This window comes from Limosilactobacillus reuteri, assembly GCF_034259105.1.
GTDB lineage: Bacteria > Bacillota > Bacilli > Lactobacillales > Lactobacillaceae > Limosilactobacillus > Limosilactobacillus reuteri_G.
Genome location: NZ_CP139478.1, coordinates 1200486 through 1212915, shown reverse-complemented (window position 1 = coordinate 1212915; position 12430 = coordinate 1200486). Strand labels below are relative to the sequence as shown.

The 12430-nt window shown below is 40.9% G+C and carries 13 protein-coding genes; 12 read left to right on the top strand and 1 reads right to left on the bottom strand.

What is annotated here, in order from left to right:
- The 5 genes from SH603_RS06820 to recN are packed head-to-tail and all read left to right on the top strand — an operon-like array spanning nucleotide 1 to nucleotide 4172.
- On the top strand, nucleotides 1-282 hold the full coding sequence (locus SH603_RS06820) for an exodeoxyribonuclease VII small subunit (RefSeq protein ID WP_113896326.1): 282 nt from the start codon (nucleotides 1-3) through the stop codon (nucleotides 280-282).
- A gap of 18 nt (nucleotides 283-300) precedes the next feature.
- Nucleotides 301-1173 carry a polyprenyl synthetase family protein gene (locus SH603_RS06815; protein WP_169478334.1) on the top strand — a complete coding sequence of 291 codons (873 nt, stop codon included), beginning with the start codon at nucleotides 301-303 and terminating at the stop codon, nucleotides 1171-1173.
- Between the two features lie 11 nt (nucleotides 1174-1184).
- A complete protein-coding gene (locus SH603_RS06810; RefSeq protein WP_169472663.1) occupies nucleotides 1185-2006 on the top strand; it encodes a TlyA family RNA methyltransferase in 822 nt (273 codons plus the stop codon).
- A gap of 18 nt (nucleotides 2007-2024) precedes the next feature.
- Complete coding sequence (locus SH603_RS06805; RefSeq protein WP_099979660.1) at nucleotides 2025-2477, top strand: arginine repressor; 453 nt, start codon at nucleotides 2025-2027, stop codon at nucleotides 2475-2477.
- Nucleotides 2478-2492: 15 nt separating this feature from the next.
- Nucleotides 2493-4172, top strand: coding sequence for a DNA repair protein RecN (gene recN, locus SH603_RS06800; RefSeq protein ID WP_321533705.1), 1680 nt, complete (start codon nucleotides 2493-2495; stop codon nucleotides 4170-4172).
- A gap of 127 nt (nucleotides 4173-4299) precedes the next feature.
- Here the strand turns inward: recN and SH603_RS06795 are convergent, their stop codons facing one another.
- Nucleotides 4300-4650, bottom strand: a complete 351-nt coding sequence (locus SH603_RS06795) for a hypothetical protein (protein ID WP_169472661.1) — start codon at nucleotides 4648-4650, stop codon at nucleotides 4300-4302.
- Nucleotides 4651-4790: 140 nt separating this feature from the next.
- Between SH603_RS06795 and gmk the strand changes: the two genes are divergently transcribed.
- From gmk to SH603_RS06760, 7 genes are all read left to right on the top strand, one after another.
- Nucleotides 4791-5411 carry a guanylate kinase gene (gene gmk / locus SH603_RS06790; protein ID WP_003663856.1) on the top strand — a complete coding sequence of 207 codons (621 nt, stop codon included), beginning with the start codon at nucleotides 4791-4793 and terminating at the stop codon, nucleotides 5409-5411.
- On the top strand, nucleotides 5408-5626 hold the full coding sequence (gene rpoZ, locus SH603_RS06785) for a DNA-directed RNA polymerase subunit omega (protein WP_321533704.1): 219 nt from the start codon (nucleotides 5408-5410) through the stop codon (nucleotides 5624-5626). Before gmk ends, rpoZ begins: the two co-directional genes overlap by 4 nt.
- Before the next feature lie 110 nt (nucleotides 5627-5736).
- Complete coding sequence (gene coaBC / locus SH603_RS06780; RefSeq protein WP_169472660.1) at nucleotides 5737-6942, top strand: bifunctional phosphopantothenoylcysteine decarboxylase/phosphopantothenate--cysteine ligase CoaBC; 1206 nt, start codon at nucleotides 5737-5739, stop codon at nucleotides 6940-6942.
- On the top strand, nucleotides 6943-9372 hold the full coding sequence (priA, locus tag SH603_RS06775) for a primosomal protein N' (protein WP_321533703.1): 2430 nt from the start codon (nucleotides 6943-6945) through the stop codon (nucleotides 9370-9372).
- Nucleotides 9373-9389: 17 nt separating this feature from the next.
- Nucleotides 9390-10343 carry a methionyl-tRNA formyltransferase gene (gene fmt, locus SH603_RS06770; RefSeq protein WP_169471009.1) on the top strand — a complete coding sequence of 318 codons (954 nt, stop codon included), beginning with the start codon at nucleotides 9390-9392 and terminating at the stop codon, nucleotides 10341-10343.
- On the top strand, nucleotides 10333-11682 hold the full coding sequence (rsmB, locus tag SH603_RS06765; protein ID WP_169472658.1) for a 16S rRNA (cytosine(967)-C(5))-methyltransferase RsmB: 1350 nt from the start codon (nucleotides 10333-10335) through the stop codon (nucleotides 11680-11682). Before fmt ends, rsmB begins: the two co-directional genes overlap by 11 nt.
- Nucleotides 11683-11689: 7 nt before the next feature.
- Entirely contained in the window at nucleotides 11690-12430 is a 741-nt protein-coding gene (locus SH603_RS06760; RefSeq protein WP_169471011.1) for a Stp1/IreP family PP2C-type Ser/Thr phosphatase, read from the top strand.

The window sequence follows — 12430 nt, the reverse complement described above, 5'->3', positions numbered from 1 at the left end:
ATGGCAACAGCAAAACCAACATTTGAAGAACAATTAGCACAATTACAACAGATCGTTAATCACCTTGAACAGGGAAATGTGCCACTAGAAGAAGCCCTTCAACAGTTTCAAGAAGGAATCAAGCTTTCTAGGGAATTACAAACTAAACTAACAAATGCTGAAAAAACGCTTGGTCATTTAATTGACGATAATGGCGATGAAAAAGTCTACGAAAAACAAACCGATGACCCAAGCAACAATGGCGGTGGTAACCGTGGATTTGGTAGCTCTGATGAACAATAAGCAACGGAGCAGAAAAAGATGAGTACACCATTGCCGATTTTAAAAGAACAGATTGAAAACTATCTCAGCAAGTCACTGGCCGCAGATGTTGATCAGGCAACTTTAAGGGATGCCATGAATTATTCCCTAATGGCTGGGGGCAAACGGTTGCGTCCAGCATTGACGCTTGCAACGATTGAGATGCTGGGTGGCACGCTTAATGATGATCTGCTACGTGCGGCTTCTGCATTGGAATTGCTTCATACATATTCATTAATCCACGATGATCTTCCGGCGATGGATAATGATGATCTACGCCGCGGAAAACCAACTAATCACTGCAAATTTGGAGCGGGAATGGCAACTTTAGCAGGGGATGGATTATTGACGTTGGCCTTTCAGTGGGTTGCCGATAATCACCTTCCAGCTAATGTTCGGAGCCAATTAACCCTTGAACTTGCAAAAGCCGCGGGACCGTCTGGAATGGTTGCTGGTCAGGCGCGGGATATTGAAGGCGAACACCAACATTTAACTTTAAACCAATTGAGATACTTGCACCGTCAAAAAACGGGGGAATTGATTTGCTATGCTGTTTTGGCAGGTGGGATTATGATGGATCAATCTGCTGAAATTAAACAAGAGCTAGCAGCATTTGGTGAAAACTACGGGTTAGCATTTCAGATCTATGATGATTTAATGGATGTTCTCAGTACTACTGAAGCGATGGGAAAAGCCGTTCATAAAGATGCTGATGAACAAAAAAATACTTATCCAGGATTGCTCGGTGTAGATGGCGCAAAGGAACAGTTACAGATAGCTTTAACGGCTGCTAGCCAAAATCAAAAGAATCTTGAAAAGCTTACTGGTAAGTCATTTGCTGGTTATGATGACTTTTTAGCATATTTTAAATAAGGAAAGGGATTATGAAAAAAGAACGTGTAGATGTATTATTAGTCCAACAAGGGCTGTTTGACTCTCGCGAACAAGCAAAGCGGGCAGTGATGGCAGGAGAAATTCTTGGCAAAAATAATGAACGATTAGATAAACCAGGACAAAAAATTCCAATTACCACAACCCTTCACATGAAAGGTCATAAAATGCCATACGTTAGCCGGGGCGGCTTGAAGTTAGCGAAGGCATTAAAGGTTTTTGATATTTCAGTTAAGGATAAGACGGTTTTAGATATTGGTTCATCAACTGGTGGCTTTACTGATGTAATGTTACAAAATGGGGCAAAGTTAAGTTACGCTCTTGATGTCGGGACTAATCAGTTAGTTTGGCAATTACGGGAGGATCCCCGGGTAGTTGTTATGGAGCAGACTAATTTTCGTTACAGCAAGTTAGCAGATTTTACCAGTGGCCAACCAGAATTTGCTTCGATTGATGTTTCGTTTATTTCCCTTCGTTTGATCTTGCCACCCTTGGCACAGATACTGAAAATGGGTGGTGAAGTAGTAGCGCTGATTAAGCCGCAATTCGAAGCGGGCAAAGAGCATGTTGGCAAAAATGGGATCATTCATGATTATAAAGTTCACCGGGCCGTTTTGGAAGAAGTACTGACTTTTGCCCGTGAAGATCATTTCGACATCCTTGGATTAGACTATTCACCAATCAAAGGGGGACAAGGAAATATGGAATTTTTAGTTCATTTGCGCCTAAGTGAAAATCCTGGAATCGTTGCCGAAGAAGTAAATATCGATAAGGTTATTGCAGCCGCGGATGATGATTTGAATCATAAGGAATAAATAAAGGTGACTTAATCCATGAAAAAAGCAGAACGACAACAAAAAATTCGGGAAATCATTACTAATGAGAGCATTGAGCGACAAGAAGATCTTGTTGCGCGCCTGCGTGAAATGGGATTGACAGTTACTCAAGCGACTATTTCGCGCGACATTAAAGAAATGCAATTGATAAAGATTCCTGCTGATAACGGGGGCTATCGTTATGGCTTGCCAGCATATCATCACCAAGGACATGAAAACCAATTAGCACAAACACTTCAAGACAGTTTGGAACAATTAAAACGTAATGACTGTTTTTTAGCGTTAACGGTTCATCCCGGGAATGGCCCGGTAGTAGCTACCTTAATTCGCAAAATGGATTTTCCAACGGTTTTCACAACAATTGGTGATGATGGAAATGTCCTTGTAGTTTGTATGTCTCCAGAAGCAGCAATTAAATTAGAAGAAAAGCTTAATGCAATGCTCGACTAGGCGAGGTGAAAATTTTTGTTACAAGAATTGACGATTGATAATTTAGCAATTATTAAGCACTTAACCTTAACTTTTGCTGACCAAATGACTGTTCTAACGGGGGAAACTGGTGCCGGAAAGTCAATTATTATTGATGCAGTCGGGTTGTTGGCCGGTGGTCGTGGGTCGCAGGAATTTATTCGCCGTGGAGAAGAAAAATTAAGTCTTCAAGGACAATTTGCGATTCCTGATGATCCTGAATTTGATAATCTACTTGAATCGCTAGGAATTGACCATGAAGATGGGATTTTAATTGTCTCTCGGGAAATTCATCGTAATGGTCGTAATATTATCCGGATCAATGGGCAACTGATTAACACGGCGATGCTTCGTCAAATCGGGGCGGGATTAGTTGATATTCAAGGACAAAATGAGCACCAGCAATTAATGCAGCCTGAGACTCATTTAGGAATGCTCGACCAATTTGCGGCTAAAGAGGTTCAGCCATTGCTTCAAAACTATCAGGAAGAGTATCAAGCTTATTCTAAACTCAAAGCTGCCGTAAATAAAAAACAAGCAAATGAACAACAATGGGCGCAGCGATTGGATATGCTTCGGTACCAAGTTAATGAAATTGCAGAAGCTAATCTAAAAGAAAATGAAGAAGATGAATTAATTAGTGAACGTGACCGGTTAGAACACTTTCAACAAATTAATAATGCCCTTCAACTAGCTGTGACGACCTTTAATGAAGGTGATCAGGCGCCAGTTTTAGATCAGGTTGCCACGGTGATGGATTCGATTAATGCAATTGCTGAATTTGATGATGCTTATGATAATCTTAGTAAGGCGCTTAATGATGCTTATTACGCTCTTCAAGATGTGGCAAATGAGGCTAGTCAGCAATTAGACATGCTTGAATTTGATGATGAACGGTTAGCTCAGATCGAGCAACGGCTAACTACTATCGGCGATCTTGAACATAAATATGGTGATACGTTGACAGACGTTTTGAAGTATTATGATAAGATCAAAAAAGAGCTCGATTCGATGGAAGCCGCGGCTGATTCTAGCAGTGATCTAGAGCAACGGTTAGCAGAAGCTGAAGATAGGATTCGAGAGACCGGTCGTAAATTGAGCCAGGTAAGACAAAAAGCTGCTCATGAACTCGGTAAAAAAGTTCACCAGCAGCTTAAAGAGCTTTATATGGAAAAAGCAGAATTTGAAGTTCACTTTGCCAATCAAAGTCGGGAACAGTTTACACCGACGGGAATTGACCAGGTTGAATTTTATATTCGGACTAATCCAGGAGAATCGATGGGACCATTAGCAAAGATTGCTTCTGGTGGTGAATTATCACGGGTAATGTTGGCCTTGAAGACAATCTTTGCGCAAAAGGAAGGCGTTACTAGTATCATTTTTGATGAAGTTGATACTGGGGTGAGCGGACGAGTTGCCCAAGCGATTGCTGATAAGATTCGCTTGATTGCTCAACATTCGCAGGTACTATGTATCACGCATCTGCCACAAGTAGCAGCGGTTGCGCAACACCATTTTCTTATTAAGAAATCTGTCCATGATGACCGGACAACTACTCGAGTTACGCCATTGAAAGAAAACGATCGGGTTGAAGAACTTGCGCGAATGCTATCGGGTGAAAAGATTACCCAATTGACAAAAGAGCATGCGCAAGAATTGCTTAATATGGCAAAGTAAAGGAAGAGAAGTGAGAAAGAGCCTTGTAACGACGCGAAGCTAATTCCACGTTATCTTGCTATTATTCAATAAATGAGTAGAGGATGAGAAAAAATTATTTTTCCTCATCCTCTCTTTAAATCCAATATTATAAATTTGCAATGTATCTAATTTGATCAAAGTTAACAACGTAACTCACATTTTGATTTGTAATAAGGTATCGATTGCTATTTGCTAATTGGGCAATATTGCCAGTAACGTTTACAGGATAGCCATCATGGTTGATTGGCATTAGCTGAAACGTTGCTGTAATCTTATCTTTGATAGCTCGTTTTAAAAATAATTGTCGTTGTTTAGCAGGTTGGGGAGTAAGCAACCCTGCTTGCTGATCGTCAGCAGGTGTTGCTTCAAAAATATGGCGAAGCTTCTTACTAATAATTTGTGGCGTAAATTTAAAAATAGACTTTTGTTCAATTTGCATAATCGCGCCTCCGAACATTCGTTTGATTATAGTATACGAACATACATTCAGAAATGCAAGCAAAAAGCTCAATAATTTTTTGTTATTCAGGTGCTTGATTTCAGTTCTAATCTAGTGCATTATAGTATTAATACGATTAAATAAATAGGAGCGTTATAATGGCAAATCGTGGAATGTTAATTGTTCTTTCAGGTCCTTCCGGGGTTGGGAAGGGAACTGTTCGAAAAGCTATCTTTGATTCAAATGATAATGATTTTCAATATTCAATTTCGATGACAACTCGAAAACCACGTCCTGGAGAAGTTAATGGTGTTGATTATTTCTTTGTAAGCAAAGAAGAGTTTGAACACCAAATTCAAACTGGTGGGATGTTGGAATATGCTAAGTATGTTGACAATTATTACGGTACCCCATTAAAATATGTTAATGAGACCTTGGATTCAGGGAAAGATGTTTTCCTTGAGATTGAAGTTAACGGAGCAATGCAAGTACGGTCTAAGTGCCCAGATGGCGTGTTTATTTTCTTAACCCCTCCTGATTTGGATGAATTAAAACAACGATTGATTCACCGGGGAACTGATAGTATGGAAGTCATTAATAAACGGATTCATAAAGCATTTGGCGAAATTCAAATGATGCAAAACTATGATTATGCAGTAGTTAATGACGAAGTACCAAATGCAGTTGAGAAGATTAAAGACATTATTCGTACTGAACGGCTTCGTGTTACCCGTGTAATGCCACGTTATCTTGAAATGTTAGGAGATGCCGAAAAATGATCCTTTTTCCATCAGTTGATGAATTGTTAAAACATATTGATTCTCGTTATTCATTAGTTATGCTTGCTAGTAAGCGTGCCAACGAATTAGATGCAGGAGCTGCCCCATTGCTTGAACATTATGATTCAAGCAAGTCAGTTGGGAAGGCCCTTGAAGAGATTTTGGCTGAAAAAGTTACGATCGATCCTGATCATACTGAAGACTTACAGGATTAAAATAAGCTGGATAAACAAAAGTAAGGGACTAGGGCAGGATTGTCACTGGCCCCTTTTTTGCTTCTAAAAATGCTATAATCAATTAAGAAAAAATAAGTTGAGGTGACATAATGACACGAATTGCAGTGTATCTTACAGGCAGTATCGCTGCGTACAAAGGGATCGAAGTAGTGCGTGGCCTGCAAAAAATGGGACATGAGGTTCGCGTAGGAATGACTGACGCCGCTACTAAGTTAGTCACTCCTGCTACTCCTTTTGCCTTGACGAAAGCACCAGTTCTTACTGATCTATGGGATGAGCATTTAACACCTATTCCTCATATTGAGCTAGCTGATTGGTCAGAACTAGCAGTGGTGGTACCAGCATCAGCAAATATAATCGCTAAAATGGCAACGGGACTGGCTGATGATGCTGTTTCTACCACCTTATTAGCAACTAGTGCCCCTAGAATTGTAGTTCCAGCAATGAATAGCCATATGTGGTTGGCCCCTGCAACTCAACGAAACATTACTCAGCTTAAACAAGACGGGGTCAATATTATGCCGCCAGTTAGCGGAAGATTAGCTGAAGGATATGCTGGCTGCGGGCGTTTACCAGAGCCGGCAGCAATCTGCCAATATATAGAAGACTTTTTAACAAGCAGTCAAGCTTTAAAGGACAAGCACGTGATTGTTACTGCGGGCGGAACACGTGAAAATATTGACCCTGTTCGTTTTATTGGTAACCGGTCCTCTGGTAAAATGGGGATTGCACTTGCCAACGCCGCGGTTCAAGCAGGAGCTAAGGTAACCTTGATTGCCGGTCAAGTTACGGTCCCACTTCCACAAACACCAGCGATTGAAGTTGTGCGTGTAACCACAACTGAAGATTTATACATCAGTTTAAAAGAACGATTTTTGCAAGCAGACATTTTAATCATGGCGGCCGCGGTTGCTGATTATCGACCAGTTGAAACAGTTGGTCATAAGATTAAGAAAAAAGATGGTGACCCGCATCTTACCATTACGCTCACTGAAACGATTGATATTTTAAAGAATATTGCGAAGATGAAGCAAACCGGTCAATACGTTGTTGGGTTTGCAGCGGAGACAAATGATCTCTTGGAAAATGCTAACCGTAAACTTGCTCGCAAAAATGCAGATATGATTATTGCAAACAGCGTGGCAGGGGATGCAGGGGCATTTGGCAGTGACCAGAATCAAGTGACCATCTTACAAAAAAATCAAACGCCAATTAAATTAGCCCGGCAATCTAAAGCTAAAATTGCAAACGAGATTATTGAGCTAGTTAGTGCAAAATTAAAGTCAGGTGATTAAATGCCAGAGTTGGCACAGGTAGTTGTTGATGTTCCAACAATGCAAACAAATCAACCATATACTTATCAGATTCCGCCAAAGCTTGAAGAACAAATCCAAGTAGGGATGAGAGTGATTGTGCCTTTTGGAAAGGGAAAACGGACTGTTCAAGGATTCGTTGTTGCCCTTGACAATGCATCCCAATATGAGGGAGAACTTAAACCGATTCAGGCGATAATGGATCTTCAACCGGTAATTAATCCTGAATTAATGAATCTTAGCAAATGGTTGGCTGATACTACTTATTCTTTTTGGATTTCTTGCTTATATACGATGTTGCCTAACTTATTGAAGGCTAAGACCACCAGAATTATTCGAATTGTAGATGAAGTAGACGAACATGTTGCCTTTGATATTTTTCGTGGTCGAGATGAATTAGAGATGGCGGCGGTACAAGATAAACCGTCAATTTTAAGTGAATTGTTCAAACTGCAAAAGAAAGGAAAGATAACGATTGAATACCAAGTGGAAGATCGGGCCAAGGCTAAAACTGTGACTGGTATTCGCTCTTTACTTAACTTTGAACAACTGGAAGATGAGCGCGCATCCCTTCATGCCAATGCTCATGCTCAAAACCGCCTTCTTTCATATTTACAATCAATTGGCAGTCAAGTTGTTAAGCAAAAGGATGCTGAACATAAAACTGGTTTAAAAGCAGCCACCTTCAATCAGGGACAACAGAAGGGATGGCTAGAAAAAACACCAGTCGAAGTATATCGCCAACCTTTAGCTATGCAGGGCACTCCTGATGATGCTCATTTAGCAGCCCCTCTGCAGCTCAACGCCGATCAACAAAATGCCGTTAACCAGATTAATCAAGCAATCGACAATCATGACCCTAAAGTTTTTCTCTTACAAGGAGTTACGGGGAGTGGCAAGACAGAAGTATACTTGCAATCGATTGCTAATGCTCTTCAACAGGGAAAGACAGCATTAATGCTTGTCCCCGAGATTTCATTAACGCCTCAAATTGTTAACCGTGTGCGGCGACGATTTGGTTCCAAGGTTGCTGTTTTACATAGTAGTTTATCGAACGGGGAACGGTATGATGAATGGCGGCGGATTGAGCGTGGAGAAGCGCAAGTAGTTGTGGGCGCTCGTTCAGCAGTCTTTGCTCCGTTGACTAATTTAGGACTAATCATTCTTGATGAAGAGCATGAATCTAGTTATAAACAAGATGAATCACCCCGTTATCAAGCGCGTGAAGTAGCTAAATGGCGAGGAAAATATAATCAAGCGCCTGTAGTTCTCGGCTCGGCTACTCCTAGTCTGGAGAGTCGTGCACGAGCAGTAAAAAATGTTTATCACTTGTTGCGTCTTCCTCACCGGGTAAACAAACAGGAATTGCCGCCAATTGAAGTGGTTGATATGCGGGATGAAATTAAAAAGTACGGGGAGAGTAACTTCTCTCAGAAACTATTGAGTGAATTAAATGACCGCCTGCAAAAGAACGAACAAAGTATTTTAATGCTAAATCGACGGGGATTTTCGTCCTTTATGATGTGTCGTGATTGTGGAAATGTTTTAAAGTGTCCTAATTGTGATATTTCTTTGACGCTTCACATGGATACGCGGACAATGAAATGTCACTATTGTGGTCATGAAGAACCAATCCCCCGTGAATGTCCAAATTGCCATAGTCATCAGATTCGCTATTATGGGACCGGAACAGAGAAAGTTGAGCAAGAATTGCATCAATTATTACCCCAGGCCCGGATTATTCGCATGGATGTTGATACTACCCGGCGGAAGGGAATGCATGCAAAATTATTGCGCCAGTTCGGTCAACACCAAGCGGATATTTTATTAGGAACCCAGATGATTGCAAAGGGACTTGATTTCCCTAATGTCACCTTAGTAGGGGTTTTAAATGCTGATACTGGTCTAGGCTTACCAGATTTTCGTGCTAGTGAACAGACTTTTGATTTGTTAAGCCAAGTTAGCGGTCGAGCTGGTCGGGCAAATAAGCAGGGGAAAGTTATTATCCAGACATATAACCCTGATCATTACGCTATTCAAGATGCCAAAACACATGATTACGAAAAATTCTTTAAGCAGGAAATGATGCTGCGAAGACAAGCCAGTTATCCGCCATACTATTACACCGTTCGTTTGATGGCTAGTCATCCTGAAGAAGCCAAAGCAGCCCGGGCAATGGCAGATATCTATGGCCGCCTAAAGCAGGGGTTGTTATCTTCAACGGTTATTCTTGGCCCCACCCCGCGAGCAATTGCCCGAATGAAGCGTCGTTACTATTACCAAATTGTCATCAAATATAAGAAGGATCCTTACTTGCATCAGTTATTGTTTGATATTCTTCAAGATACGCAAAGTCGCGGCTTTAAGGATGTCCAAGTAAGTATCGATCCTGATCCACAGTATTTTATGTAAAAGAAAGGATGTTATTAATGTCAACATCAGTCGTTTTTATGGGAACACCGGAGTTTGCTGTTCCGATTTTGCAAAGTTTAATTGATAATCCAGAATACGATGTTCAAGCAGTTCTTACCCAGCCAGACCACCATATCGGCCGGAAACGTACTCTTCATCAATCGCCAGTTAAAGAGTTAGCTGGACAATATAATATCGAAGTCTTGCAGCCGGCTAAACTCAGCAAAAGTCCTGAAATGGAGAAAATTATTAATTTGCAGCCTGACTTAATGATTACTGCTGCTTATGGGCAATTCCTTCCAACAAAGTTATTGGCGGCTGCTAAAATTGCGGCAATCAATGTTCACGGTTCGTTACTGCCAAAATATCGTGGAGGGGCCCCAATTCAATATTCCATTATTAATGGTGATAAAGAAACCGGGGTCTCCATTATGTACATGGTTAAAAAGATGGATGCGGGAGATATTATTTCACAAAGGTCTATTCCAATTGAAGACACTGATGATAGTGGCACTATGTTTAAAAAGCTTAGTTTGCTAGGAAGAGACTTACTGCTAGAAACGCTGCCTAAACTTATTAACGGGGATGTTAAACCGGTCGCTCAGGATCCAGATAAAGTAGTCTTTTCTCCCAATATTACTAGTGAACAAGAACAAATTGATTTCCGACTTCCAGCACGGTTAATTGATGCGAAGGTGCGGGGATTACGGCCGGCTCCTCTTGGTAACATGGTTATTGATGGATTACGTACAAAAATTTACGATGTGACCCCATTAGAAGAAAAAACAGACCTTGAACCAGGAAAAGCAGTGCGGGTCACGAAACATCAATTAGTAATTGCTGCTGGAGATGGAACGACATACCAAATTAATAAGTTAAAGCCAGCAGGGAAAAAGGCGATGGATATTACATCCTACCTTAATGGACATAAAGATATTACAGAGGGAGGCCAAGTTGTAAGTGAAGACTAAATTTCAACCGCAAAATGCGCGTGAATTAGCTTTAGTGGCGCTTGAAGGGGTTGTCGAAAATGGTGCGTACTCAAACTTGCAGGTTGACCAGTTATTAAAAAAGTACCCGTTGGCAGATAAAGATCGCCGGTTGGCAACCAATATTATTTATGGTGTTTTGCAGCATAAACTTACCCTTGAATATTGGCTAAATGGGTTTGTCCAGGAAAAACGGCTTGATCCTTGGGTAAAGACGCTTCTCTTGTCTGCACTTTACCAGTACCATTATTTAGAACGAGTTCCAGAGTGGGCTGTAACTGACGAAAGTATTGAAATAGCTAAACGCCGAGGAAATCCAGGTATTCGAAAGTTTGTTACTGGTGTTTTACATGCCATTTTGCGGAAAGGATTACCTGACCTGCGACAAATTAATGAACGTGATTTGCGGTTAAGTATCGAAAATAGTGTGCCACGGTGGCTAGTCAATGAGCTGACTAGGGAATATGGCGAAGAAGATACTGAAAAAATACTTCAATCAATTAATGAGCCAGCTCATCAAGTAATTCGGGTTAACACCGCCAAAACGGACCTTCCGACCGTCAAACAAGCTTTGGATGCTGCTGGAATTGAATATCAAGAAAGCCAAGTTGCTCAAAATGCCTTAGTAATTACTAAAGGTGAAATTATCAATTCCGATCTCTTCAAAAATGGCGAAATCACTATTCAAGATGAAAGTGCCATGTTAGCCGTGGAAAGCATGCATATTGAGCCGAGTGATAAAGTCCTGGACGCTTGTGCAGCTCCTGGTGGGAAGACTGTTCAAATAGCAGAAACTCTCGCTGATGAAGACGGGCATATTGATGCGCTTGATATTCACCAACACAAGGTTAGATTGATTGAAAAGAATGCTCGTCGACTAGGAGTTGAAAAGCGAGTTACAGCTCATGCCCTTGATGCACGGGAAGTTGATCAACTTTTTGATGATGAAAGTTTTGACAAGATCTTAGTTGACGCACCTTGTAGTGGGATCGGACTTTTACGCCGGAAACCAGAAATTCGTTATACAAAGACGCTAAATGATAGTAAGCAATTACATAAGATTCAGTTAGCAATTTTAAATGCGGTTGCCGCAAAAGTTAAAAAAGGCGGTATAATCACATACAGCACGTGCACAATTTTACGACAAGAAAATGATGATACTGTCCAAGCATTTTTAGCTGAACATCCGGAGTTTGAGTTAGTAAAAACAACAACTGCACGAAAAGTTAAGGATAATCGTCACTCACCAACTTTAACTATATTACCGAGTGACTTTGATTCTGATGGCTTCTTCATCAGTAGCCTTAAGAAGGGAATATAATAAATTAATGAAAGCTGCTTATCAAACAGATATCGGCCATCAACGAAAGCAAAATCAAGACCGGGTTGCTATGTTTACTGACAAGCTAGGCAATCAATTAATGGTTATTGCTGATGGAATTGGTGGCAATCGTAGCGGAGATATCGCTGCAGAGCAAACAGTTGCGACTTTGGGGAGTCAGTTTAAAAAACGGCCCCCGCAGACTTCAATGGAGGGGATCCGCTGGTTTGCTCGTGAAACTCAATTAATCAATAATAAAATCTTAGCGCAATCCAAACGTAATCTTCGCTTGCAGGGGATGGGAACAACAATGGTCGCCGCTATTACATTTAAGGATGCGGTTGTGGTTGCTAATATTGGTGATAGTCGAGGATATATCCTTCATCAAAACCTATTAACGCAGATTACAGTAGATCATTCATTGGTTAATGAATTGGTAAAAACGGGAGATATATCAGAAGATGAAGCACTAAAGCTACCCCAGAGCAATATAATTACAAGGGCAATTGGAATCTCTCCTGATGCACAAGTTGATGTAAATCGCTTTGAATTAAACGAGGGTGATCAACTGTTAATGTGTTCTGATGGCTTGTTTAAGACTGTTTCTAAGGAGCGGATTATCAAGGTACTTGAATTGCCGATACCGCTTGAAGAGAAATGTGCGCAACTTATAAAAATGGCAAATGATGCCGGCGGACCAGATAATATTACCGTTTTAATTGGGATTAATAGTAACCAGGAGGGATAG